21 protein-coding genes and 1 riboswitch are annotated in these 24,669 nt (G+C 40.5%); of the genes, 18 read left to right on the forward strand and 3 right to left on the reverse strand.

Annotated elements, in window-relative coordinates; all coding sequences use genetic code 11:
• Nucleotides 1-2 precede the first annotated feature (2 nt).
• The 4 genes from ABFU83_RS00210 (at nucleotide 3) to metF (ending at nucleotide 6,166) form a co-directional block, all read left to right on the forward strand.
• Nucleotides 3-1,175: an aminotransferase class I/II-fold pyridoxal phosphate-dependent enzyme gene (locus ABFU83_RS00210; RefSeq protein WP_347067970.1), complete on the forward strand. Its 1,173-nt coding sequence runs from the start codon at nucleotides 3-5 to the stop codon at nucleotides 1,173-1,175.
• A gap of 71 nt (nucleotides 1,176-1,246) precedes the next feature.
• Nucleotides 1,247-1,367: riboswitch (SAM riboswitch) on the forward strand.
• Nucleotides 1,368-1,516: 149 nt separating this feature from the next.
• Nucleotides 1,517-2,509, forward strand: coding sequence for a homocysteine S-methyltransferase family protein (locus tag ABFU83_RS00215; RefSeq protein ID WP_347067971.1), 993 nt, complete (start codon nucleotides 1,517-1,519; stop codon nucleotides 2,507-2,509).
• Between the two features lie 5 nt (nucleotides 2,510-2,514).
• Nucleotides 2,515-5,196: a methionine synthase gene (gene metH / locus ABFU83_RS00220; RefSeq protein WP_347067973.1), complete on the forward strand. Its 2,682-nt coding sequence runs from the start codon at nucleotides 2,515-2,517 to the stop codon at nucleotides 5,194-5,196.
• Between the two features lie 13 nt (nucleotides 5,197-5,209).
• Nucleotides 5,210-6,166, forward strand: a complete 957-nt coding sequence (metF, locus tag ABFU83_RS00225) for a methylenetetrahydrofolate reductase [NAD(P)H] (RefSeq protein ID WP_347067975.1) — start codon at nucleotides 5,210-5,212, stop codon at nucleotides 6,164-6,166.
• Nucleotides 6,167-6,205: 39 nt separating this feature from the next.
• On the opposite strand, the gene ABFU83_RS00230 is transcribed toward metF, so the two are convergent.
• On the reverse strand, nucleotides 6,206-6,841 hold the full coding sequence (locus tag ABFU83_RS00230; RefSeq protein WP_347067977.1) for a T9SS type A sorting domain-containing protein: 636 nt from the start codon (nucleotides 6,839-6,841) through the stop codon (nucleotides 6,206-6,208).
• 188 nt (nucleotides 6,842-7,029) lie between these two features.
• Here ABFU83_RS00230 and ABFU83_RS00235 point away from each other — a divergent pair, with 188 nt between their 5' ends.
• Both ABFU83_RS00235 and ABFU83_RS00240 read left to right on the forward strand, forming a co-directional pair.
• Nucleotides 7,030-8,124 carry an acyloxyacyl hydrolase gene (locus ABFU83_RS00235; RefSeq protein ID WP_347067979.1) on the forward strand — a complete coding sequence of 365 codons (1,095 nt, stop codon included), beginning with the start codon at nucleotides 7,030-7,032 and terminating at the stop codon, nucleotides 8,122-8,124.
• Nucleotides 8,125-8,134: 10 nt separating this feature from the next.
• Complete coding sequence (locus tag ABFU83_RS00240; protein ID WP_347067980.1) at nucleotides 8,135-8,878, forward strand: head GIN domain-containing protein; 744 nt, start codon at nucleotides 8,135-8,137, stop codon at nucleotides 8,876-8,878.
• Nucleotides 8,879-8,880: 2 nt separating this feature from the next.
• Here ABFU83_RS00240 and gldA read toward each other — a convergent pair whose 3' ends face one another.
• Entirely contained in the window at nucleotides 8,881-9,783 is a 903-nt protein-coding gene (gldA, locus tag ABFU83_RS00245) for a gliding motility-associated ABC transporter ATP-binding subunit GldA (RefSeq protein WP_347067981.1), read from the reverse strand.
• 292 nt (nucleotides 9,784-10,075) lie between these two features.
• Between gldA and ABFU83_RS00250 the strand changes: the two genes are divergently transcribed.
• From ABFU83_RS00250 to queA, 12 genes are all read left to right on the forward strand, one after another.
• Nucleotides 10,076-10,903, forward strand: a complete 828-nt coding sequence (locus tag ABFU83_RS00250) for a prephenate dehydratase (RefSeq protein ID WP_347067982.1) — start codon at nucleotides 10,076-10,078, stop codon at nucleotides 10,901-10,903.
• Nucleotides 10,900-12,048: an aminotransferase class I/II-fold pyridoxal phosphate-dependent enzyme gene (locus tag ABFU83_RS00255; RefSeq protein WP_347067983.1), complete on the forward strand. Its 1,149-nt coding sequence runs from the start codon at nucleotides 10,900-10,902 to the stop codon at nucleotides 12,046-12,048. The genes ABFU83_RS00250 and ABFU83_RS00255 overlap by 4 nt, the downstream gene beginning before the upstream one ends.
• Nucleotides 12,049-12,936, forward strand: a complete 888-nt coding sequence (locus ABFU83_RS00260) for a prephenate dehydrogenase (RefSeq protein ID WP_347067985.1) — start codon at nucleotides 12,049-12,051, stop codon at nucleotides 12,934-12,936. It begins immediately after the preceding gene.
• Nucleotides 12,926-14,008, forward strand: coding sequence for a bifunctional 3-deoxy-7-phosphoheptulonate synthase/chorismate mutase type II (locus ABFU83_RS00265; RefSeq protein WP_347067986.1), 1,083 nt, complete (start codon nucleotides 12,926-12,928; stop codon nucleotides 14,006-14,008). The genes ABFU83_RS00260 and ABFU83_RS00265 overlap by 11 nt, the downstream gene beginning before the upstream one ends.
• Nucleotides 14,009-15,149: 1,141 nt before the next feature.
• The gene (locus ABFU83_RS17740) at nucleotides 15,150-15,275 is read left to right on the forward strand and encodes a 3-alpha domain-containing protein (RefSeq protein WP_367576068.1); all 126 of its coding nucleotides are present in this window, start codon (nucleotides 15,150-15,152) and stop codon (nucleotides 15,273-15,275) included.
• Nucleotides 15,276-15,783: 508 nt separating this feature from the next.
• Nucleotides 15,784-16,752 (forward strand): ribosome small subunit-dependent GTPase A, encoded by a 969-nt coding sequence (gene rsgA / locus ABFU83_RS00275; RefSeq protein WP_347067989.1) that lies wholly within the window; start codon nucleotides 15,784-15,786, stop codon nucleotides 16,750-16,752.
• The gene (dtd, locus tag ABFU83_RS00280) at nucleotides 16,749-17,201 is read left to right on the forward strand and encodes a D-aminoacyl-tRNA deacylase (RefSeq protein ID WP_347067991.1); all 453 of its coding nucleotides are present in this window, start codon (nucleotides 16,749-16,751) and stop codon (nucleotides 17,199-17,201) included. Before rsgA ends, dtd begins: the two co-directional genes overlap by 4 nt.
• 57 nt (nucleotides 17,202-17,258) lie before the next feature.
• Nucleotides 17,259-19,130, forward strand: coding sequence for a DUF3857 domain-containing protein (locus ABFU83_RS00285; RefSeq protein WP_347067993.1), 1,872 nt, complete (start codon nucleotides 17,259-17,261; stop codon nucleotides 19,128-19,130).
• Between the two features lie 6 nt (nucleotides 19,131-19,136).
• The gene (locus ABFU83_RS00290) at nucleotides 19,137-21,128 is read left to right on the forward strand and encodes a transglutaminase domain-containing protein (RefSeq protein WP_347067995.1); all 1,992 of its coding nucleotides are present in this window, start codon (nucleotides 19,137-19,139) and stop codon (nucleotides 21,126-21,128) included.
• A gap of 2 nt (nucleotides 21,129-21,130) precedes the next feature.
• Nucleotides 21,131-21,457, forward strand: coding sequence for a nucleotide pyrophosphohydrolase (locus tag ABFU83_RS00295; RefSeq protein WP_347067996.1), 327 nt, complete (start codon nucleotides 21,131-21,133; stop codon nucleotides 21,455-21,457).
• Nucleotides 21,458-21,482: 25 nt separating this feature from the next.
• On the forward strand, nucleotides 21,483-22,715 hold the full coding sequence (aroA, locus tag ABFU83_RS00300) for a 3-phosphoshikimate 1-carboxyvinyltransferase (protein ID WP_347067998.1): 1,233 nt from the start codon (nucleotides 21,483-21,485) through the stop codon (nucleotides 22,713-22,715).
• Nucleotides 22,716-22,802: 87 nt separating this feature from the next.
• Complete coding sequence (queA, locus tag ABFU83_RS00305) at nucleotides 22,803-23,852, forward strand: tRNA preQ1(34) S-adenosylmethionine ribosyltransferase-isomerase QueA (RefSeq protein WP_347067999.1); 1,050 nt, start codon at nucleotides 22,803-22,805, stop codon at nucleotides 23,850-23,852.
• 51 nt (nucleotides 23,853-23,903) lie between these two features.
• Here queA and ABFU83_RS00310 read toward each other — a convergent pair whose 3' ends face one another.
• Complete coding sequence (locus ABFU83_RS00310) at nucleotides 23,904-24,635, reverse strand: SIMPL domain-containing protein (protein WP_347068000.1); 732 nt, start codon at nucleotides 24,633-24,635, stop codon at nucleotides 23,904-23,906.
• Nucleotides 24,636-24,669 lie beyond the last annotated feature (34 nt).

The following is a 24,669-nucleotide window of genomic DNA, read 5'->3' on the forward strand; positions in this document are numbered from 1 at the left end:
CCATGAACAATTCAACATTGGGATTCGAAACGCAGGCCATTCGAACCCAAACAGAACGCAGCCAATATTTGGAACATTCAGTACCCTTGTACCTGACGTCCAGTTTTATTTTTGAAGATGCCGAAGATATGCGGGCTTCTTTTGCCGAAGAAAAAAATCGGAATATTTACAGTCGGTTTTCCAATCCAAATACCAGTGAATTCGTGGAAAAAATCTGTCAAATGGAAGGCGCCGAGTCGGGTTATGCCTTTGCTACGGGAATGGCCGCAGTGTATTCGACCTTTGCTGCGCTGTTAAATGCCGGTGATCATATCGTGTCGGCCAGTAGTGTATTCGGATCGACCCATACACTTTTTACAAAGTATTTTCCAAAATGGAATATCACAACCAGCTATTTTTCAATTACCGAACCGGAAACGATCGAAAGTTATATCCAACCCAATACCCGTATTCTGTTTGCTGAATCGCCAACCAATCCCGCCGTGGACATTCTCGATCTGGAATATCTGGGAAAAATTGCTAAAAAATACAACCTGATTCTGATTGTCGATAATTGTTTTGCAACACCGTATCTTCAGAATCCTATTGCCTTTGGAGCCGATTTGGTGATTCATTCGGCAACCAAATTAATCGACGGTCAAGGTCGGGTTTTGGGAGGCGTAACGGTTGGAAAGGAAGAATTGATCCGGGAGATTTATCTGTTTTCGCGAAATACCGGGCCGGCATTATCTCCGTTTAACGCCTGGGTTTTATCAAAAAGTTTGGAAACATTAGCCGTTCGGGTCGAAAAACATTGCGAAAATGCCGAGAAGATCGCGCTCTTTTTAGAGCGTCATCCCAACGTACAAACGGTAAAATATCCTTTTTTAAAATCGCATCCGCAATATAAGATTGCCAAAAAACAAATGCGATTGGGTGGAAATATAGTCGCCTTCGAAATCAAAGGTGGCATCGCAGCCGGGCGACAGTTTCTGGACAAAATCCAACTGTGTTCGTTGTCGGCAAATTTAGGCGATACCCGTACGATCGTGACACATCCGGCGTCTACCACACATAGTAAACTCACGGAACAGGAACGCCTGGCGGTTAGTATTACCGATGGATTAGTACGGATTTCGGCCGGTTTGGAAAGTGTAAACGACATCATTGCCGATCTCGAACAAGCACTCGCGTAGCAATTTAAGCATGGAAATTTGGTTGGTATAAAACAATTGCGTTATTTTGCACTGTTCTTATACAGACTGAAATGTTATCACGAAAGGCAGAGGGAATAGACCCGATGAAGCCTTAGCAACCCTTTACTCTTTAAAGAAGGTGCTACATTCTACCCGAAAACAAGGCAAATTGATTTTTAGGATAGATAACAAAGAGAATACTTTTCTGGTATTCCTTCTCTCTTTACGGATGACATTTTTACACTGATTTTCAGAACGGCAAAAGCTAAGACAACACATTTATAGTGCTTTCGGCGCTGTTTTCGTATTGACTTTGGCCAAAACTAAAAAAAAAACTAAAAATGTCAAAGATTAATGAAGCGCTGCAAAACAGAATCCTGATTCTCGACGGAGCCATGGGAACTATGTTACAGCGATACAACTTTTCGGAAGAAGATTTCAGGGGAGACCGATTTAAAGATTTTCCGCATCCGCTAAAAGGGAACAACGATCTCCTTTCCATTACACAACCACAGGCGATTCGCGAAATCCACGCGCAGTATTTTGACGCGGGTGCCGATATCGTCGAAACCAATACGTTTTCGGGAACTACTATCGGTATGGCCGATTATCATCTGGAAGATCTGGTGTACGAACTCAATTACGAATCGGCTAAAATTGCCCGTGAAGTAGCCGATACATTCACGGCGCAAAATCCAGATAAACCACGTTTTGTAGCCGGTTCTATAGGACCAACCAATCGTACGGCCAGTATGTCGCCCGATGTGAACGATCCCGGGTTCCGGGCGGTTACTTTCGACGATCTGCGGATTGCCTATAAACAACAGGTGGAAGCACTTATTGATGGCGGAAGTGATATATTACTGGTGGAAACCATTTTCGATACATTGAATGCCAAAGCCGCCTTGTTTGCCATCGATGAGGTAAAAGAAGAACGCAATCTCGATATCCCGGTAATGGTAAGTGGTACCATTACGGATGCTTCCGGTAGAACCTTGTCCGGACAAACGGTTGAGGCTTTCCTGATTTCGATTTCGCATATTCCGTTACTAAGTGTCGGATTTAATTGTGCTTTGGGAGCTGATCAGCTAAAACCGTATTTAAAACGACTGGCGCACAATACTTCTTTTAATATATCGGCGCATCCGAATGCCGGATTGCCCAACGCTTTTGGACAATACGATCAGACACCGGAAGAAATGCAGGTTTTGATAAAAGAATATCTCGACGATAACCTGATCAATATTATTGGCGGCTGCTGTGGAACTACTCCGGAGCATATCCGCCTGATTGCCGAAGTGGCAAAAGAATACCAACCCAGAATTTTAGAATAGAGAAAATGGCTGAAGCAGATTGTAAAAAATACTTGCGATTATCAGGATTAGAACCGTTGATTATCACTCCGGAAAGTATTTTCGTGAATGTAGGGGAGCGCACCAATGTGACCGGGTCACGGAAATTTTTGCGCCTGATAAAAGAAGAAAAATATGAAGAAGCACTCGATATTGCCCGCGCTCAGGTAGAAGGTGGCGCGCAGATTGTCGATATTAATATGGATGAAGGGATGCTCGATGGTGTAGCTGCAATGACCCGATTCCTGAATCTTGTCGCTTCGGAACCTGATATCTCCCGTGTACCGGTAATGATTGATAGCTCCAAATGGGAAATCATCGAAGCCGGTTTAAAAGTTGTACAGGGAAAATGTGTCGTGAATTCCATCAGTTTAAAAGAAGGTGAAGCGACATTTATCCACCATGCTAAATTGATTAAACGCTATGGTGCGGCTGTGATTGTGATGGCTTTCGATGAAGCCGGACAAGCAGACACGTATGAACGTCGGATTGAAATCTGTAAGCGTTCCTACGATATTTTGGTTGATCAGGTGGGATTTCCGGCGGAAGATATCATTTTCGATCCGAATATTTTTCCAGTGGCTACCGGAATGGAAGAACACCGCCGGAACGCGATCGACTTTTTCCTCGCGACAAAATGGATTCGTGAAAACCTGCCATATACTAATGTAAGCGGTGGAGTGAGTAATGTGTCTTTTTCTTTCCGGGGGAACGACCGGGTGCGCGAAGCGATGCATTCGGCTTTCCTGTATCATGCCATTCAGCACGGAATGTCGATGGGGATTGTAAATCCGGAGATGTTGGAGGTATACGATGAAATTCCAAAAGATTTGCTGGAACATGTAGAAGACGTATTGCTGGATCGTAGAGATGACGCAACCGAGCGACTGTTGGCATTTGCCGAAAATGTAAAAGGCGATGCCAAAACGATCGAAAAACAAAATCAGGAATGGCGTAACGGAACCGTACAGGAACGACTCACACATGCATTGGTAAAAGGAATCGATGAGTTTGTAGAACTTGATGTGGAAGAAGCACGCCAATTGGCACAGAAACCGATTGAGGTGATCGAAATAAACCTGATGGCCGGAATGAATGTTGTAGGAGACTTGTTTGGAAGTGGAAAAATGTTCCTGCCACAGGTGGTCAAATCGGCCAGAGTAATGAAAAAAGCGGTGGCCTATTTGTTACCGTTTATCGAAGCGGGTAAAGACGGAGCGTCCCGCTCTGCCGGAAAGATTTTGATGGCAACGGTAAAAGGCGATGTACACGATATCGGTAAGAATATTGTTTCGGTAGTTTTAGGGTGTAATAATTTTGAAATTATCGATTTAGGGGTGATGGTTCCGCCGGAAAAAATTATCGAAATAGCAGTTAAAGAGCAGGTAGATATTATCGGTCTGAGTGGATTGATCACACCATCGTTGGATGAAATGGTGTATCTGGCCAAAGAGATGGATAAGCTCAATATAAAAATTCCGCTGATGATCGGTGGAGCGACAACTTCCCGGGCGCATACGGCGGTAAAGATCGCTCCGGAATATTCCGAAACAGTAGTACATGTGAATGATGCATCCCGTGCAGTTACCGTCGCAGGAAATCTGATCAATCAAAATGTAAAAAGTGATTACGCCAAAGCCATACGTTCGGAATACGACGAGTTACGGGAAGGTTTTTTAAACCGTTCGCGCGATAAAAACTTCCTGACATTAGCCGAAGCACGAGCCAACAAACTGAGGCTCGACTGGGATCAGTTTACACCACAAAAGCCGTATAAAACCGGAGTACATACCATTACGGTTCGACTGGAAGAACTGGTCGATTATATCGACTGGACACCGTTTTTCAGAACCTGGGACTTGCATGGAAAATACCCAGATATTTTAGAAGATGAAGTGGTAGGAGAACAGGCAATAATCTTGTTTCAGGATGCACAAAAAATGTTAGAGCAACTTATAACCGAAAACTGGTTGGAAGCCAAAGGTATTTATGGGGTTTTTCCGGCTAATCAGGTAAACGACGACGATATCGAAGTGTATGATGAGAAAGGGAACGTATTGGAAACGTTTTTAACGCTACGACAACAATCGCAAAAAACAAAAGGAGCACCAAACATTGCATTGTCCGATTTTATAGCGCCAAAAGAAAGTGATAAACAGGATTATATCGGCGCTTTTTGTGTTACTACCGGTTTCGGAGTGGATGAAAAAGCGGCTGAATTTGAAGCAGCTCACGACGATTATAACTCAATTATGATCAAGGCTTTGGGCGACCGGTTTGCAGAAGCGTTTGCCGAATTCCTGCACGAAAAAGTGCGAAAAGAAATCTGGGGATATGCTTCTGATGAGGTGCTGAGTAATGACGAACTGATTTCCGAAAAGTACAAAGGAATCCGTCCGGCGCCCGGTTATCCGGCTTGCCCGGATCATCTGGAAAAAAATACGATCTGGTCATTATTGAACGTAGAAACGCAAATCGGGGTGAAGTTAACAGAGAGTCTGGCCATGTGGCCGGCGTCTTCGGTATCCGGATATTATTTCGGAAACCCGGAAAGTAAGTATTTCGGACTGGGGAAGATAAAAGAAGATCAGGTTCGCGATTATGCCAAACGTCGAAAAGTGACCTATGATTATGCTGAGAAATGGCTCAATCCCAATATAGCCGACTAACAAAACGAAAACGATGAAAGTAACACAACATATAGCCAATGCTAAAGGGAAATCGCTTTTCTCTTTCGAAATATTACCGCCATTAAAAGGCCAGAACATTCAGTGCATTTTTGATAATATCGAACCGCTGATGGAATTTAAACCGCCATTTATAGATGTGACCTATCACCGGGAAGAATACGAGTACAAAGAGTTGCCTAATGGTTTGCTCGAAAAGAAAATCGTTAAAAAACGACCGGGTACGGTTGGAATTTGTTCGGCAATTCAGAATAAATATCAGGTGGATGCCATTCCGCATATTCTGTGTGGTGGGTTTAACAGAGAAGATACCGAAAATTTCCTGATTGACATGGATTTCCTCGGAATCGATAACGTAGTGGCTTTACGCGGCGATGCGGTAAAAAGCGAAATCTATTTTAAACCCGAAAAAGAAGGAAATCAGTATGCGAGCGAACTGGTAACGCAAATCAATAACCTAAACAACGGGATTTATCTGGATGCGGATTTGCAAAATACCAATAAGACCAATTTTTGTATCGGCGTGGCCGGTTATCCCGAAAAGCATATGGAAGCACCGAGCTTGGATAGCGATATTCATTTCCTAAAACAAAAGATCAAAAACGGAGCAGATTATATCATTACCCAAATGTTTTTTGATAATCGTAAGTTTTTCGATTTTGTAGCCAAATGCCGGAAAGAAGGTATCGAAGTGCCGATTATCCCGGGTTTAAAACCAATTTCTACCAAAAAGCAACTCAATCAGATTCCACATCGTTTTAAAGTGGATTTGCCTGATGAATTGATTATGGAAGTGGTAAAAGCAGCGGATAATGAAACCGTAAAAGAAATCGGAATCGAATGGTGCATTGCCCAAAGTCGGGAATTAATAGCCGCCGGAATACCGGTTTTACATTACTATTCGATGGGACGTTCGGAAAGTATCCGGAAAATTGCAGCAACTGTATTTTAAGAGCTCACACCTGTAAGATTTTAAACCTTACAGGTGTTTTTATTTTTTTATTATTTTTCGTTTTACGACATTACTATTCTTATCCTGAATGGTTGCAAAGTAAATTCCGTTGGGCTGTGCCGTAATGTCTATGGAATTTGAAGCTGTTTTTAGGACACATTTTCCCATTTGATCGTGAATCTGTATTTCAGAAATAGTTTCCGCTGTTGCTATTTTGAACAAGCCATTAGTCGGGTTTGGGGAAATATGGACGGCTTCTTTTGCTGTTACGATGTTGTCCAACGATAGCTTTTTTTTGACAATTTTAAAGAATATAGCTCCTTGAAATATAACATTGACCGGATTTTTTGCTATAAGAATGGAGAACTCACCTTCATTGTTAAAAGTAGTTGACCAACTGCCGTTTCCATAAATATAACCGGAGTAATCCAGACGACCACCTCCTGCAAGAGGATTATAAACTGCAGATTTGCTATGAGGCATAACAACTAACCAAAACCAAGAGGAACTCTTTGGCGGGAAATCGTGATAATTTACTGTTACAGTTGTGCCTGTTTCAAATGGACCTGTACTTATATTTAGATTCTTATTGGTATAATAATAGTCTATATTCATTTGCGCATAGGTATAGCAACTAATCAGACAGCAGAATAAAATTTTTCGTATGTTTTTCATGGTTTAATTTATAAAAAGAAAAATACTAATGCTTAAAATCGTAAATCGTATAGATTTACGGTATTTGTAGAGGATAAAATGTATAGGGAGTAAAAACAGGAATTGTTGTCTTGCTAAGATAAGAATTGTGTCAGAAAATGATGGATATATTCTGATTTGTCTATATTTGTCTGCTTGCCAAAGACAAAATGAGACATTATTTATACTTAGTATTCCTGCTTTTTTATGGTTTCGCTTTTTCCCAAAATGCAAAAGAGAAGCGCTATTTTGTGGAAGCCAATTACTTCTATGGGAATATATTGCCGCATAATAATGCGATAAAACATCTTATTACGTCGCATCCGGAAGGAATCTTACTCGGAATCAATCGCAAAACCTATGGGAGTGCCGCCTGGCAGTCGGACTATAATTTCCCGGATTACGGACTGTCGTTTCAGTATCAGGGAAATAAAAACGAAGCGCTAGGAAATCTTTACGGACTTTACGGACATTATAATTTCTATTTTCTAAAGCGAAACCTGCAATTTAGAATCGGTCAGGGGATTGCCTATAGTACCAATCCGTATGATAAGGAAACCAACTTTCGGAATTTTGCCTATAGTACGCGCTTGATGCCCTCGACTTATTTTATGCTGAACTACAACAAACAGCATGTGTGGAAAGGCCTCGGAGTACAAACCGGATTATTGTTGGTGCATCATTCGAATGCCAATGTCAAAGCACCGAATACCAGTACCAATACCATGGCTTTTACCGTTGGACTCAATTATAATTTCGATCAACAGGAGCCGGAATATACCGTGCTAAAAGATACTACCCGTTTTACGGAACCGTTGCGGTATAACGTGGTGTTTCGCGGTGGTGTGAATGAAAGCGATGTGATTGGTAGCGGACAATATCCGTTTTATGTGCTTTCGGGGTATGTCGATAAACGGATCAGTAAAAAAAGTGCCATTCAGTTCGGAGGCGATTTCTTCTGGTCGCTCTATCTGAAAGAATACATCCGCTATATGGCGATCGCCTATTACGAAAAAAACAGCGATCCTAATGTCGATTATAAAAGAGCCGGTGTTTTTATAGGACACGAACTGTTTGTAAACCGCTTTACTTTCGAAACACAACTGGGGTATTATGTATATGATCCCGCAAAAATAAGCGCGTCCTTTTACCAGCGATTAGGACTCAAATTTTATGTGACCCGTAACGTTTCCGCAGGAGTAGGTTTAAAAACACATGCTGCGAAAGCCGAAGCGCTCGAATGTAGTCTTGGAATCCGATTGTAAAATGAAACAAATGACAAAATATTATTCTTGTTTATTGATCATCCTTTTTGTGCTGTTCTCCTGTAATTCCGAAAAAGCACCGGATTGTTTTATGGCTTCCGGGAGTATGATTACCAACGAAATCGAGGTGGCCGATTTTGAGAAAATTGATGTGGGAGAAGGAATCGGAGTGGTGATCAAACAAGGAAGCCAAACAAAAGTAGTCGTCGAAACGGGTTCCAATCTGATGTCGGGAATCAGTGTTTCTGTTTCGGAAAATAAATTGTACCTCCGAAATTCCAATGGCTGTAGTTGGTTTCGGGATAAAAATGTGACGAAGGTGTATATCACGGTGCCGGATCTGACGGGGATTTATTCGGCTTCCCAATTTGATATAACCTCCGATGGGATATTGAATTTTGACGATCTGACGTTACAGTCGGGAATGTATTCCGATACGGCTTCCGGGGTATTCGATTTGCAACTGAAATGTACGAATCTAAAGGTCGAAGATAACCGGGCGACGTTATATCGGATATCCGGAAAAGTGACCGATTTGACTATTGCTTTTTATTCCGGGGAAGAGCGTTTTGAAGGGCAAAACCTGATGGCTCAGCATATTTATGTGTTTCAGCGAAGTACCAACGATATCATTGTAAATCCGCAACAGGATATAAAAGGAAATATTTACAGTACTGGGAATGTCGTGCTAAAAAACAACCCGTCTTTAGTAGAAATAGCCCAGCATTATACCGGGCATGTAGTCTATAATTAAACTTATTTTTTCTGCGTCATTTCGCGGAATACGGCTTCCAGATTTTTGTTTTTCAGATTGAGCTGTAAGGTTTTTAAACCATTTTCCTGTGCAAAATCAAAAACGGCCGGACGCATGTCTTTTTCCGTTGTAAAAGTAAGTTCCCAAATGGTATCGTGAACATTTCGATGCGATTGCAGGTTTGGAATTTTAGCAATTAATTGGGCTTCAATCTGATAGTCAAATTCTACTTCAATAACCTGTTCGTTATCTTCATTCATCAGGCTATCCAGTTTTTTATCGGTTACGATTTTACCATTGTTAATGATGATCACACGATCACAAATCGCTTCTACTTCCTGCATAATATGCGTCGAAAGAAAAACGGTTTTGTTTTTTCCGATATTTTTGATCAACTCACGGATCTCAACCAACTGGTTCGGATCAAGTCCTGTGGTAGGTTCGTCGAGAATCAATACTTCCGGATCGTGTAATAAAGCCGTGGCCAGTCCAACACGTTGCCGGTATCCTTTGGAAAGTGCTCCTATCTTTTTATGACTTTCCGGTGTTAATCCGGTAAGCGCAATCACTTCGTCGATACGGGATTTCGCTACTTTATATACATCGGCATTAAAAGCCAGGTATTCGCGAACGTATAGATCCAGATATAAAGGATTGTGTTCCGGAAGATAGCCAACCGATTTCTGAACAGCTTTTGGTGCTGTTGTAACATCATGACCGTTAACAGTGGCCGTACCTTCATCGGCATCCAAAAAAGTGGTCAGTATTTTCATTAAGGTTGATTTTCCGGCACCATTCGGCCCAAGGAAGCCTACAATTTCTCCCTTTTTTATCGAAAATGTAACCGAATCCAATGCTTTTTGTTCACCGTAATTCTTGGATATTTTTAAAACTTCAATAGACATACTAATACCTGATTTGGAGCAAAAATAAGAAGAAATTAATGCTGATTATTTTAAAAATCATAAATTTTTTAAAAATCGGACAGGGGAAAATATTTTTTTTCTAATTTTGTCATTCAAATACAATGGCAAAAAAACCATGAATTCAAGTAACACTTTTTATTATAACAATTTCTTTTATTTTTTCTGGAAAGAAGAAAGGGATTGTCATATGGTTATTTGATCGAAGTATACGAAAGAATTATAACACTATAATACAATCCCGATGTTTTCCATCGGGATTTTTTTTTGGCTTATGGAAAGGAAAATTGCAATACAGGGAATCAAAGGTTCCTTCCACCATCAGGTAGCGAAAGAATACTTTAACGAAAGTAAAAACCTTATCGAATGTATGTCGTTCGACGAATTGGTGAAAAATGTACTCGACGACGATCGTAATCTGGGAATCATGGCATTGGAAAATTCGATTGCCGGATCGATTATTCCGAATTATGCACTTATTGATTTTAATAAACTGCACATTATCGGGGAGCATTATCTGGATATCCGGATGAATCTGATGGCGTTGCCGGGACAAACGATCGACGATATCCGGGAAGTACATTCCCATCCGATGGCGTTATTGCAATGTAAAAAGTTTTTTAGCCGTTATCCGCATATCCGACTGGTGGAAGATGCCGATACCGCCGATACCGCGCGAAGAATCCGCGAAAAAGAACTCTCCGGAATCGGAGCAGTGGCCAGTAAAGTGGCTTCCGAGCTGTATGAGCTTCCCGTATTGGCCGAAAATATCCATACGATAACCAGTAATAAAACCCGTTTTGTGATTGTAAAAGCACAAAATTCGGTTATTCCGAAACCGGATATTAATAAGGTTTCGTTGAAGTTTGAATTGGAAGATATGCAGGGAAGTCTGGCCGGAATTCTGAATGTTATGAACGAGTACAGGTTGAGCCTTACCAAAATACAGTCGATGCCAATTATCGAAAAGCCCTGGCAGTATTCTTTCTTTATCGATGTCACGTTCGACAAGTATGCCGATTATGAAAAGGCAAGAACTACTTTGCAGCAAATAACGAAAGAATTTAAGGTTTTAGGGGAATATAAAAAAGGAGTAGTATGATTACAACAGCAAAAAGATTAGATCAGGTTCAGGAATACTATTTCTCGCAAAAACTGCGGGAAGTACGGGAGTTGCAAGCCAAAGGAAAACCAGTGATTAATATGGGAATTGGTAGTCCGGATCTGGCGCCGGCAACTGCGGTAATGGAAGCCGTACAGGAAGCCATGTTGCAACCAGCTGCACACCAATACCAAAGTTATCAGGGATTACCGGAACTCCGTCAGGCGATGGCCAATTTTTATGCGACGCATTTTAAAGTAAACCTAAATCCGGATTCGGAAATATTGCCGTTAATGGGATCAAAAGAGGGAATCCTGCATATTGCCATGGCGTTCCTAAATGAAGGAGACGGTGTGCTGATCCCAAATCCGGGTTATCCAACCTATGCATCGGTAGCCAATTTGGTCGGCGCCGAAAGTGTTTTCTATGATTTGTCTGCCGAACGAAACTGGGAACCCGATTTTAAAGTCCTGGAAAAACAAGACCTTTCACGGGTAAAACTCATGTGGGTAAGCTATCCGCATATGCCAACAGGAGCTACAGGGAATCGTATGTTGTTTGAAAAACTGATTGCCTTTGCCAAAAAACACCGGATTCTGATTGTAAATGACAATCCGTATAGTTTTATACTAAACGAGAATCCGGAATCTATTTTGAGTATTCCCGGAGCGATGGAGGTGGCGATGGAACTGAATTCGCTTAGTAAAACCTTTAATATGGCCGGTTGGCGTGTAGGAATGGTTATGGGGGAAAAAAAGGTAATTCAGGCGGTGCTAAAAGTGAAGAGCAATATGGACAGCGGAATGTTTTACGGTATTCAGAAAGGAGCGATTGCGGCGTTGCAAAGCGATGCCGACTGGTTTGCAAAACAAAACGAAGTGTATCAAACCAGACGGAATCTTGTTTTTAAACTGGCGCGAAAATTAAACTGCACGTTCGATACTAATAGCGTCGGATTGTTTGTCTGGGCGAAATTACCACCAGAAGAAAAATCGGCGGAAGCTTTTGTCGACAAATTGTTATACGATAAAAACCTGTTTATAGCACCCGGAACGATTTTCGGGAGTAATGGCGAAGGATACATCCGATTTTCGTTATGTATTCCGGAAGAAAAAATTAAAGAAATTCTAAAGCGATTTGAATAGATGAAGGCAGAAGAAAAAGTTTTTATAATTGGTCTGGGGCTGATTGGCGGATCGTTGGCACTCGACTTTCGAAAACAAAATGAACAGGCGGTTTTCTTTGGAATTGATACTGATGAAAGCCATGTTAAAGAAGCATTGGAACGCGGCATCATCGATCGTCAGGCCGACTGGGAACAATTGTCGGAAGCCGATTGGGTGGTTTTGGCCATCCCGGTGGACAAGGCGGTGGATGTCTTGCCGGAAGTACTGGATCGGATAAAGGAGAATGCCGTCGTGCTGGATGTGGGGTCGACAAAAGAACAAATCTGTAAAGTCGTTGAAAACCATCCGAAAAGGCGTAATTTTATAGCCACGCATCCGATAGCGGGTACGGAGTTTTCAGGACCGTCGGCAGCCTTTGAAGGGCTATTTGAAGGAAAAACAAATATCATTTGCGAAATTGAAAAAACAGCTTTTGCAATTCAGGAGAAAGCCCTGCAATTGTTTAAAAAAATAAAGATGCGAATCCGCTATATGGACCCAAAAGCACACGATAAACACATTGCTTATGTGTCGCATCTGTCGCACATCAGTTCTTTTATGTTGGGGAAAACCGTTATAGCAGAAGAGCAGAACGAAAGAGATATTTTCGATATGGCAGGAAGCGGATTCGAAAGTACCGTCCGACTGGCTAAAAGTTCGCCGGCTATGTGGGCGCCTATTTTTAAACAAAACCGGACAATGGTGCTGAAATCATTATCCGAATATATTGAAAACCTGAATCATTTTAAAAACCTGTTGGAAACCGGTGATTATGATTCGGTTTATGCCGAAATGGAACAAACAAATGCGATAAAAGAAATTTTAAAAGGAATACATTTAAAAAAAGAATTGAGTTATGGAGAATAATGCTGCAATGAGAACATGGTTGGACGCTTTCAATTTGAATCACCCGTTGGTGATTGCCGGGCCATGTAGTGCCGAAACAGAAGAACAGGTATTAAAAATAGCACACGAATTAAAGGATTCGGATGTAAGTGTTTTCAGAGCAGGAATCTGGAAACCGCGTACACGTCCGGGTGGTTTCGAAGGCGTAGGCGCCATCGGATTAAAATGGTTGCAGCGCGCCAAAGCGGAAACCGGTTTGTTGTTGGCCGTTGAGGTAGCTAATGCAAATCATGTGCAACTGGCTTTGGAACACGATGTAGATGTATTGTGGATTGGGGCCAGAACGACTGTAAACCCGTTTGCCGTTCAGGAAATTGCCGATGCGTTAAAAGATACCGATAAAATTGTACTGGTTAAAAATCCGGTAAATCCCGATTTGGCGTTATGGCTTGGAGGAGTGGAACGTTTGTACAATGCCAATATCAAAAAATTAGGCGTAATCCACAGAGGATTTTCGACTTACGAAAAAACAAAATACCGAAACAATCCGGAGTGGCAGTTGCCAATTGAGTTGCAAAGCAAATTCCCGGATTTGCCGCTAATTTGTGATCCGTCGCATATCACCGGAAAACGGGATATGATACTGGAAGTCTCACAACAGGCACTTGATCTGAATTATGACGGACTGATCATCGAAACACATATCGATCCGGATAACGCTTGGAGCGACGCCGCACAACAAGTAACGCCATCGGCTTTAAAACAGATTTTTAAAGATTTACGAATCCGTAAAATAACCGATGAAGCCGACGAGTACAACCAGAAATTGGAAGGATTGCGCACGCAGATTGACGAAATCGACAGCAAATTGCTGAATATATTAGGGAAGCGAATGAAGATTGCCGACAGTATTGGTGCGTTAAAAAAAGAACGCAACGTAGCCGTATTGCAAAACAAACGCTGGAATGAAATTCTGGGTAAAATGGTCTTGGAAGGCGAAGAACGTGGTCTAAGTGAGGAGTTTATCCTTAAGATGTTTAAAGCCATTCACCAGGAGAGTATCGCGCATCAGGAGAAAATAATAAATAGTTAACGGCTTAATTAGTAAAATTTCGTAATATCGCGAAATTTTTTAACAAGCCTTATATGAAAAAACTATTACTATTTGTAGTAACCTTAATGACAACTTTTTCGGCTTTTTCACAATACAAAATGGAAAATGTTTCCATTACCTATGGTGAAGAAATTACTGAAGAGAAAGGGAAAATTATTAAAATTATTGGGGAGACCAATAACAAGATTTATGCACTTGGATTAAAAGGGAAAAGTGATTATTTCCTAAAGATTTTCGATGCAAGCGGAATGAAACTGCTTTCGAACAAACCAATTTTGCTACCGGAGTTAAAAGACAAGGATATCGATTTTGAAGAGATCGTTATTCTAAACGGTAAGCTATATGTGATTGGAAGTGTGTACCATAGAAAAGACAAAATCTTTACGTTGGTGGGAATTGAATATTCCGAAGATGGAAAATTAAGCAAGAACATGACAACCATGTTCGAGGCCGAAGTGGCAAAAAGTTCCGACAGAGGTGGTTTTTATTTCAAAGTATCGCCGGATGAGCATATGTTGCTAGCCATGCATACGGCGCTTTACGAAAAAGAAGATGCTTTGAAATATGAATTGAAGATGTTTGATCCGAATTTAAAAACGGTTTTCTCTAATATTGAAAAGGTAAGTTATAACGACGATCAGAAAGATTATGAGTTTACAATTTCGGATTTCGATATCAACACGAAAGACGATGTGTTTTTAGTGATCAACGAGAGCTACCGCGATAAAAAGAAAAAGGAAAAAGTAGAAAAATTCCAGGTATTCGCATTTAAAAACCAAAACGGTTATAAAAAAGAAGTAGTGGATATCAACTTTACCGGAAAAGAAATTATTAACTGTAAAATGATTTCTACCAGTAAAAACACCGTACAATTGGTTGGATTTTATTCAAGCGTAAGAGACAACGGAAAAGCAAATAAAGAGCTTAAAGGGGTTTATAGCGCAACTATTAATCTGGATAAGAATACCAACGATAACCTGAAATTTAATGAGTTTGACTATGCTACCAAAGTAAAATTATTGGGCGAGCGTCGTGCGAAAAAAGGGAAGGATTTAAAACCGTTGTATATGATTCACTCGATCATCGAGAAAAATGACGGCGGACTTATTGTTATTTCTGAATACCGTTTTATTTATGTAGGTCAGCGACAAGGAATTGGTCCGTTAGGCGTACAGCCCATTACTTATACCACAAACGAAATGATCGTGATGGCATTGAAACCAGACGGATCACTGGATTGGAGTAATGTTGTAGCAAAAGAACAGGCGGCAACCGTTACCGTGGCGTCACTGAATATTTTTGCAGGATTGGGCGGTTCCGGAAACTTTAACGTAGCATTAGGATTGTCATTCCCATTAGGCGTTATGGGGAAAGGACCAGAATACCTAAGTGCTATTCCGATTTACAAAGACGGTCAGTTGAGTATCCTTTTTAACGATAATAAAAAGAACAAAGGAATTACCGATATCGAAGAGATTAAATCATTGGGGAATTACAATAATGCGGTTCCGACAATCTTTATGTTTAGCGATAGCGGTGTGATCACCAGAAAAGATCCGGAAGAAGCCATCAAAAACGAATTGGTAATCCGTCCGGGTATTTTTTACAGAAAAAATGAAAAGGAATTCCTGATCTATGCGTCCCGAAAATCGCAGGACAAATTAGGTCGAATGGTTTTACAATAATTAAAATCAGAAAAGGTTGCCCTCAAAAGCAACCTTTTTTTGTAATAATAAGATAGTTATCTTTGCGGCATGACAGGAATCGTTTATAAATCTACAGGAAGTTGGTACAGTGTTAAAACCGAAGACAATCAGGTTTTTGAATGCCGTATAAAAGGAAAATTCCGAATGAAAGGCATTAAGAGTACCAATCCTATTGCCGTTGGTGATGTGGTCGATTTTGATCTGGATCAATCCACAGACGAAGTGGCGGGAATTATTCATAACATTCACGACCGAAAAAACTATATTGTTCGAAAGTCGGTTAATTTGTCCAAGCAAACCCATATTATCGCCTCCAATATCGATATCGTATTCCTTTTGGTGACGATTAACAATCCGCCAACCACAACGAGTTTTATCGATCGTTTTCTGGTTACGGCCGAAGCCTATGGTATTGAAGCGGTTCTGATTTTTAACAAAATCGATACCTACGATGAAGCGACGCTCGACGAACAGTTGTATTTGCAATATGTCTATTCCAATATAGGGTATAAATGCCTGCGTGTTTCGGCAGCCGAAGGGAAAGGAATCGACGCGTTAAAGGCCATGATGAAAGACAAGGTATCGATGTTTTCGGGACATTCCGGAGTAGGAAAATCGACTTTGGTCAATGCGTTGGAACCGTCGTTGAATCTTAAAACGAAAGCAATATCCGATCAGCATCAACAAGGACAACATACCACGACATTCGCCGAAATGTTCGACCTTTCGTTTGGCGCCCGGATTATCGATACACCGGGTATCCGCGGTTTTGGAATTGTCGATATGGAAAAACAGGAAATCGGAGATTATTTTCCGGAGTTTTTTGCCTTGAAAGATCAGTGTAAGTTTAATAATTGTCTTCATAAAGAAGAACCGCATTGCGCCGTTAAGGAAGCATTGGATAACGATGAGATCGCCTGGTCGCGGTATAAAAGTTATATCCAGATTTTAGAAGGTGATGACGAACATTACCGAACCGATATTTACGGAGAAGGAAAAGCACAGGATACCGAATGAAAGCAGTAATACAACGGGTAACGGAAGCGTCTGTTACCATTGACGGAATAACAGTAGCCGACATCCAAAAGGGGTTGTTGGTGCTGATTGGAATAGAAGATGCCGATACCAAAGAAGATAGCGACTGGCTAACTGCCAAAATCGCCAACCTTCGCATATTTGGCGATGAAAACGAGGTGATGAACCTGTCGTTAAAAGATACCAATGGAGACATCATAGTGGTAAGTCAGTTCACACTGCATGCCCAAACCAAAAAAGGCAACCGACCTTCGTATATCAAAGCATCTAAACCGGATGTGGCGATACCCTTATACGAAGCTTTCGTAAAACAAATGGAAATGGAATTAGGTAAACCGGTTCAAACCGGTCAATTCGGAGCCGATATGAAAGTGCGATTGCTTAATGACGGACCGGTGACGATTGTTATTGATACTAAAAATAAAGAGTAAGTAAAGTATACGAAATCTAACATGATAAAAAAATGCCTGTTAGTCATATTCTACCTTATGACTACCCTGACTTTTGCACAGCAATATGACTATAGTGTAATGGGGATTCCCGATAGTCTTAAGGTTAATGCCAGTGCGGTAGTTCGCCTTGATGAAACCGCAATACGGGTTACGTCTGTAAAAAGTATGTTGATACTGACCCGACAAATTGTTACCGTATTGGATGCCAATGGGCTTAGTAGTGTAGATCGCACATTTTATTATGACAAGTCATCAAAAATTACAAATCTGGAGGCTATTGTATACGATACCAATGGGAAAGAAATAAAGCGGATTAAAAAGAAAGATTTTATAGATCATAGTGTGGCCGACGGTTTTTCGGTTTTTACCGATAACAGAGCGTTGTCTATGGATTATACACCAACCGGCTATCCATTTACGATTGAAGTAAAAAGCGAAATAGAAACCAACAATACTGGGGTTATACGACCGTGGTTACCGGTGAATGCGTATAATCAAAGTCTGATGAAAAGTGAATACAGAATCAGTTATCCAACCGATATGGAACTGAAAAGTAAGGAATATAATTTTTCGGGTTTTGACGTTAAGAAAATCCAGACACAAGCGAGTAGGATATATGTTATCGAAAATATACCGGCATTGCGATACGAAGAATATGCGCCTTCGGTTACTAAGTTGTTCCCTTTTGTCCGCTTTGGGTTGAATAAATTCGCCTTGGAAGGAACCGAAGGCGTTGCAGATAGCTGGAAGGATTTCGGTCTATGGATGAATGAAAAATTGCTTAACGATGTAAAAGAAATACCACTTGAAACACAACTTAGTATTAAAAAACTGGTAGAACAGGAAAAAGATCCGATTGCGAAAGCCAAAAAAATCTATAAATATGTACAGGATAAAACCCGTTATATCAGTGTTCAGGTGGGTATTGGCGGATGGAAACCAATGAAAGCTGCCGATGTGGATCGTTTGGGATATGGCGATTGTAAAGCGTTGTCCAATTATACCAAAGCCTTATTGGAAGTCGTAGGAATTCCGTCGTTTTATACTGTGATTTATGGCGGAATACAAAGGCAAGACGTATTGGATGATCTTGTTTCAATCCAGGGGAATCATGCGATCTTAACAATCCCATACGAAGACAAAAATTATTTCATGGAATGTACGAGTCAGACAACACCATTTGGCTATCAAGGAAAATTTACCGACGGGCGTATGGCTTTACTAATAAAACCGGAAGGTGGCGAATTGGTTAAAACAGATGAGACATCCGATGTGGAAAATAGTCAGAAATCCAAAGGAAGTTTTGTTGTGGATGCACAAGGGGATTTTAAAGGAGAAGTTGTAATTCTCTCCGGCGGAACACAATATGAAAGCAAATACCTGTTGTCGCGAAAAGCAAAAGAAGAACAGGATAAATTTTATAAAAACTATTTTTTCAATATCGAGAATCTGAAAGTGAATACCTTGCAGTTTGAAGACGATCGGGATAACGTCCAATTTAAAGAAACGGTAAATGTTCAGGCCGAACACTATGCAACCCTTTCCGGCGAACGAATCCTGTTTCCGGCGAATGCTTTTAACGTAAACCGACTGGTGCCACAACGATACCGATCCCGCAAGCTGCCTTTTCAGATAGAACGCGGCTATCAGGATTATGATGAGATAATCATACAATTACCGCAAGGTTATGTTGTGGAAGGATTGCCGCAAAATACCATACTCAATACTAAATACGGCGATTATAAAACGGAGTACACCCTTCAGGGTACGGATAAAGTGGTAGTCATACGTTCTTTATTGTTAAAAAGGGGAAAATACCCTAAAGAAGAATACGAAGAGTTCCGTAAGTTTATGGAAATCACAGCACGGAATGATAATGCCAAAATAAGCTTAATCAAAAACAAATAAATAGTAATGAGAAAAAAACTAGTATTTCAAACCATAGTACTCCTTTTATCGATAAGTGCTTTTTCCCAAAAGTTTGATTTAGGAAAAGTATCGGTCGAAGAATTAAAACAAGCGGAACATCCGAAAGATCCAAAAGCCGAAGCTGCCATTTTGTATAAAAAAGGACGAACCTATTTTGATATTCTAAATGGAAATAAAGTCGTTACGGAAGTGGAAATTCGTCTTAAAATTTATAAAAAAGAAGGATATGACTGGGCTACTTTTGTAATCGATAACTATATCAACAATAATCTAAAAGAGAATGTTGCGTTTTCGAATGCCTATACCTATAATTTGGTTGATGGTAAAATTGAAAAAACAAAACTGAAAAACGAAGGAATATTTGTTGAGAAACTCAATGATTATAAGGAACGAAATAAAATTGTATTTCCTAATGTAAAGGAGCTATCGGTTATTGAGTTTAAATATGTTCAGGAATCGCCTTTTATTGGAACATTATGTGACTGGAGTTTTCAGATGGGAATCCCGGTGAACTATTCGGAATATGTAACACAAATTCCGGAGTTCTTTATCTATAAATCACAAATGAAAGGTACGCTCATTCCGAAAATGGATAAAACAAGTAAAGGGCAGACCATTCAGAAAAAAGAAAAAGAAAATACAGGATATGGGTTTGTTACATCACAAACGAGCCAAAGTTATCAGGAGTTTATAAATACTTATACTTTAAAAGATATCCCGGCGATGGCCGACGAAAGTTATATCAATAACATTAATAACTATCGCTCGGCGATCCTACATGAATTGATGTCGATTAAATATCCAAACCAACCGTATAAAGATTATTCGACCGATTGGGCTACCATCGTAAGAGATATCTATTTAGGGGATTTTGGTAGCCAATTGGGCAAGAGAAGCTATTTTGAAGACGATTTGGCTGCCATTTTAAAAGGAGTGACCAATCCGGATGAAAAAATAACAACAGTATTCAATTTTGTAAAAAGCAGAATGAACTGGAATGAGGTTGTTGGATATTATTGCGAAAAAGGAGTGCGTACCGCCTATAAAGAAAAAGTAGGAAATACGGCCGATATCAACCTGATATTGGTAGCAATGTTACGGGAAGCCGGTATCGACGTCAATCCTATTTTGTTAAGCACCCGAAATAATGGTATTGCGCTTTTGCCCAATAGGAATGCTTATAATTATGTGATTGCAGGTGTACAAACAGCAAAAGGACTGGTTTTTCTGGATGCAACCGATAAAATAGCCACGCCAAATGTATTGCCATTACGTGCTTTAAACTGGTTTGGTAGAATAGTGCGCAAAGATGGTACATCTGATGATGTGGAATTGGTGCCGACAAATTTGTCTAAAAACGTAACCAATATCATGGCAACTATTGGAAGTGACGGGGTGTTAAAAGGAATGTACCGCGAACAGCAGTTCGACTATTTCGCCTACCTTTATAGAAGAGCCTACGGAAATATAGATGAAGAAAAATACCTGGAGAAAATTGAAAAAGAACATCCGGGATTGCAAATCGAATCGTATAAAGTCGCAAATAAAGCAGATTTGACCAAACCGGTTGTGGAAGATTATAACTTTACACACGATGGTATCGTAGAGAAAATTGGAGATAAAATTTATATCGATCCGATGGTATTTGTGGCAAAAACACAAAATCCGTTTAAACAGGATAAACGAGAATATCCGATTGATTTCTCCTTTCCTCATCAGGAAAAATACATGATCAATTTAACGTTGCCGGAAGGATATGTTGTAGAATCGGTTCCGGAAGCCATCAGTATGTTTATGGAAGAGGATATGGGAAGTTATAATTTTAATATCACGGCATCCGGGAACAAAATTCAATTAGTGGCTACTTTGGATATCAAATGGTCCTTAATCCCGGCAACGCATTACGAAGGATTAAAAAACTTCTACAAAGCAATGATTGAAAAAGAAACCGAAAAAATTGTACTTAAAAAAGCATAAAAATGGATTTAAAAAACGCACAACTGGACGTTGATAACTGGATTAAAAATCACGGGGTACGCTATTTTAATGAGCTGACCAATATGGCGCAGTTAACCGAAGAAGTAGGTGAAGTAGCCCGAATCATCGCGCGTCGTTATGGCGAACAATCCGAAAAGGAAAGTGATAAAAACAAAGATCTGGGCGAAGAACTGGCCGATGTGGTTTTTGTGGTTTTATGTCTGGCCAACCAAACCGGTGTGGATTTACAGGCGGCGTTCGATAAGAAGATGGATATGAAAACCAAAAGAGATCACGATCGCCATCACAACAACGAAAAATTAAAATAAAACGCCTATAGCGTGCTATAAAATTATGGATGTACAACTCCGACAATCTGACGTCAACCTCAAATCCCAAATTGCGATTACAGGTTCCAAAAGTGAAACCAATCGTTTGTTATTACTTCAGGCCTTGTATCCGAATCTGAAATTGAACAACGTGTCCAATTCAGATGACAGTTTGATGATGATCAAAGCGCTGGAGTCGGAGGGATCCGTGATTGATATTCATCATGCCGGTACAGCCATGCGTTTCCTGACGGCCTTTTTCGCAACTCAGGAAAATCGCGAAGTCGTACTTACCGGATCGACACGAATGCAGGAACGCCCCATTTCCATTTTGGTCGATGCCTTACGGCAATTGGGAGCTAATATAGCCTACGAAAAAAACGAAGGCTATCCGCCCATTCGAATCTCCGGAAAAAAAATGACAGAATCGAAAGTAAGTCTGAAAGCGAATGTAAGCAGTCAGTATATTTCGGCTTTGCTTTTAGTCGCACCACGTCTTGAAAAGGGTTTGGAGTTGACTCTGGAAGGTGAACTAACATCCATTCCGTATATCCAAATGACCTTGTCGCTATTACAGGAAATAGGAATTGAAACAACTTTTGAAGGCAATCGTATCACGGTTCAGCCAAAAAAAGAAATTGCACCGCAAATAAGTACAGTGGAAAGCGATTGGAGTTCGGCATCCTATTACTATTCCATAGTAGCAATGGCGAAGGTCGGAACAGAAATCACCTTGTCCAGTTATAAGGAAAACAGCTTTCAGGGCGATAGCGATTTAGTGGCAATTTACCGTCATTTTGGTGTGGAATCGGTTTTTGAAAACGATAAAGTTACCTTACGGAAAATCACAGCCACCAATTCGGAGCGTGTGACTTTCGATTTGAAGAACACACCGGATATCGCGCAAACCATAGCAGTAACCAGTTTCGGACTCCATAAAGCGTGTCGTCTTACCGGATTGCATACGCTCAAAATAAAAGAAACCGACCGTCTGGTGGCCTTGCAAAACGAACTGACCAAACTCGGCGCCGTGATTGCGGTAACCGACGATAGTCTGACTTTGGAAGTATCCGAAACAATACAATCGGATGTGGTAATACAAACCTATCAGGACCATCGGATGGCCATGGCTTTTGCACCATTGGCATTAAAAACATCATTGATCATTAGTGAGGCCGAAGTGGTTTCCAAATCCTATCCCGGTTTTTGGGACGATCTTCGTAAAACCGGTTTCCGGATAGCGGAACAAGTGCTGTAAAATAAGGGTTTTAAAAAATAAAACTTAAAACACTTGACAACCCCTGTCTCGCGATAGTATATTTGCACTCAATTTAAAATTTGTACAATGAAGTTATCTCATTTTAATTTCAATTTGCCGGCTGAATTGCTTGCAGAGTTTCCTGCCGAAAACAGAGACGAAGCGCGTTTGATGGTTGTCAACAGAAAAACGCAAACCATCGAGCATAAACTTTTTAAAGATATCCTGGATTATTTTGAAGAAGGTGATGTAATGGTGCTGAATAATACCAAGGTTTTTCCGGCGCGTCTGTATGGAAATAAAGAAAAAACAGGAGCGAGAATTGAGGTGTTTTTGTTACGAGAATTAAATGCGGAACAACGTTTGTGGGATGTATTGGTAGATCCGGCTCGTAAAATCCGTATTGGTAATAAATTATATTTCGGCGATGACGATTCGTTAGTAGCGGAAGTTATTGATAATACCACTTCCAGAGGAAGAACACTTCGTTTTCTTTACGACGGTTCTTACGAGGAGTTCAGAGCAAAATTGTTGGAATTAGGGGAAACGCCAATTCCGAAATACATCAACCGTGCCGTAACGCCGGAAGATGCCGAACGATACCAGACGATCTATGCGAAAGAAGAAGGTGCTGTAGCGGCTCCAACGGCTGGATTACACTTTTCTAAACACTTGATGAAGCGTTTGGAAATCAAAGGAATTAATTTTGCCGAAATTACATTACACGTAGGTTTGGGAACTTTTAACCCGGTTGAGGTGGAAGATTTGTCCAAACACAAAATGGATTCGGAAGAATTGCGTATTACCGAAGAGGCTTGCGAAATCGTAAACAAAGCAAAATCGAACAAGAAAAAAGTATGTGCTGTCGGAACAACGACCATGCGTGCCATGGAAAGTTCGGTTTCGTCGGCCAAAACATTAAACCCGTACGAAGGATGGACCAATAAATTTATTTTCCCTCCTTACGACTTTAGCGTAGCCGATTGTATGATTACCAATTTCCATACACCAAAGTCAACCTTATTAATGATGATCTCGGCTTTCTGTGGTCACGATTTAATGAAAAAAGCCTATGAAGAGGCGGTTAAAGAAAAATACAAATTCTATTCTTACGGTGATGCGATGTTAATCCTGTAAAGCCATAAAAAAAGCGTTCCGAGGAACGCTTTTTTTATGGCTTTACAGGAATTATCGAACCTGATAGACCAATTTCATGGTAATATTAGCGGTTTTCTTTTTAGAAGCCGTATTAAACGAACCGCCCCAGGAGTATTCTTCCGATGAGTTTTGTGCAATGATTTGGAAAACACCCATATCCGATTTTTTTAGATTGCCCAGTTTGGCATCGGCATTTTCGGCAATTTTCTGAGCACGTGCATTCGCATCTTTGGTCGCCTCGGCAATCATTTCCAGTTTTAGTTCCGCCAGTTTGGTGTAATAATATTCCGGTGGATTGGAATACAATTCCACACCAGAGTTGATCAATTCGGTTACCTCACGGGAAATACCTTCTACTTTATCAACTTCCTTACTTTCGATTTGCACATTCTGAGAAAGTGAAAAACCGGTAAAAATCTGTTGGCGCGTATTGCCGTTACCGTCATAGGTATATTCGAAATCCTTATTGATGTTAACCGCCGAAAAAACAATATTACTTTCCGGAATTCCTTTTGAAATCAGATACGATTTAATGATTTCGCGATCTTTATCGAGTGCGGCATAAGCCTCTTTGAGGTTCATATTCTTTTTGGAAAAAGAACTGCTCCATACAATCAGATCCGATACAAAATCTTTTTTGCCAAGCCCGGTTACACTAATGGTGTCGTTGCTTTGGTTTCTGTTTTTAAAGGCGTTGGAAAACAGGAACGCTGCCAGAACAACCGCTATTCCTATAATAAGGGAATTAACATTGTTTTTCATCACTAAAAAATATTTAATTGTTATAAATGTATGA

Origin of the sequence: Flavobacterium sp. WV_118_3, assembly GCF_039778605.1 — a bacterium.
Classification (GTDB): domain Bacteria; phylum Bacteroidota; class Bacteroidia; order Flavobacteriales; family Flavobacteriaceae; genus Flavobacterium.

Bases quoted from the DNA above. Each gene is read 5' to 3' on its own strand.
- ABFU83_RS00215 (WP_347067971.1), top strand. From the start codon at position 1,517: ATGTCAAAGATTAATGAAGCGCTGCAAAACAGAATCCTGATTCTCGAC.
- ABFU83_RS00285 (WP_347067993.1), top strand. From the start codon at position 17,259: ATGACTACCCTGACTTTTGCACAGCAATATGACTATAGTGTAATGGGG.
- aroA (WP_347067998.1), top strand. From the start codon at position 21,483: ATGGATGTACAACTCCGACAATCTGACGTCAACCTCAAATCCCAAATT.
- queA (WP_347067999.1), top strand. From the start codon at position 22,803: ATGAAGTTATCTCATTTTAATTTCAATTTGCCGGCTGAATTGCTTGCA.
- ABFU83_RS00255 (WP_347067983.1), top strand. From the start codon at position 10,900: ATGATTACAACAGCAAAAAGATTAGATCAGGTTCAGGAATACTATTTC.
- ABFU83_RS00235 (WP_347067979.1), top strand. From the start codon at position 7,030: ATGAGACATTATTTATACTTAGTATTCCTGCTTTTTTATGGTTTCGCT.
- dtd (WP_347067991.1), top strand. From the start codon at position 16,749: ATGAAAGCAGTAATACAACGGGTAACGGAAGCGTCTGTTACCATTGAC.
- metF (WP_347067975.1), top strand. From the start codon at position 5,210: ATGAAAGTAACACAACATATAGCCAATGCTAAAGGGAAATCGCTTTTC.
- ABFU83_RS00210 (WP_347067970.1), top strand. From the start codon at position 3: ATGAACAATTCAACATTGGGATTCGAAACGCAGGCCATTCGAACCCAA.
- ABFU83_RS00260 (WP_347067985.1), top strand. From the start codon at position 12,049: ATGAAGGCAGAAGAAAAAGTTTTTATAATTGGTCTGGGGCTGATTGGC.
- ABFU83_RS00265 (WP_347067986.1), top strand. From the start codon at position 12,926: ATGGAGAATAATGCTGCAATGAGAACATGGTTGGACGCTTTCAATTTG.
- rsgA (WP_347067989.1), top strand. From the start codon at position 15,784: ATGACAGGAATCGTTTATAAATCTACAGGAAGTTGGTACAGTGTTAAA.
- ABFU83_RS00310 (WP_347068000.1), bottom strand. From the start codon at position 24,635: ATGAAAAACAATGTTAATTCCCTTATTATAGGAATAGCGGTTGTTCTG.
- ABFU83_RS00290 (WP_347067995.1), top strand. From the start codon at position 19,137: ATGAGAAAAAAACTAGTATTTCAAACCATAGTACTCCTTTTATCGATA.
- ABFU83_RS00295 (WP_347067996.1), top strand. From the start codon at position 21,131: ATGGATTTAAAAAACGCACAACTGGACGTTGATAACTGGATTAAAAAT.
- ABFU83_RS00240 (WP_347067980.1), top strand. From the start codon at position 8,135: ATGACAAAATATTATTCTTGTTTATTGATCATCCTTTTTGTGCTGTTC.
- gldA (WP_347067981.1), bottom strand. From the start codon at position 9,783: ATGTCTATTGAAGTTTTAAAAATATCCAAGAATTACGGTGAACAAAAA.
- ABFU83_RS00230 (WP_347067977.1), bottom strand. From the start codon at position 6,841: ATGAAAAACATACGAAAAATTTTATTCTGCTGTCTGATTAGTTGCTAT.
- ABFU83_RS00250 (WP_347067982.1), top strand. From the start codon at position 10,076: ATGGAAAGGAAAATTGCAATACAGGGAATCAAAGGTTCCTTCCACCAT.
- metH (WP_347067973.1), top strand. From the start codon at position 2,515: ATGGCTGAAGCAGATTGTAAAAAATACTTGCGATTATCAGGATTAGAA.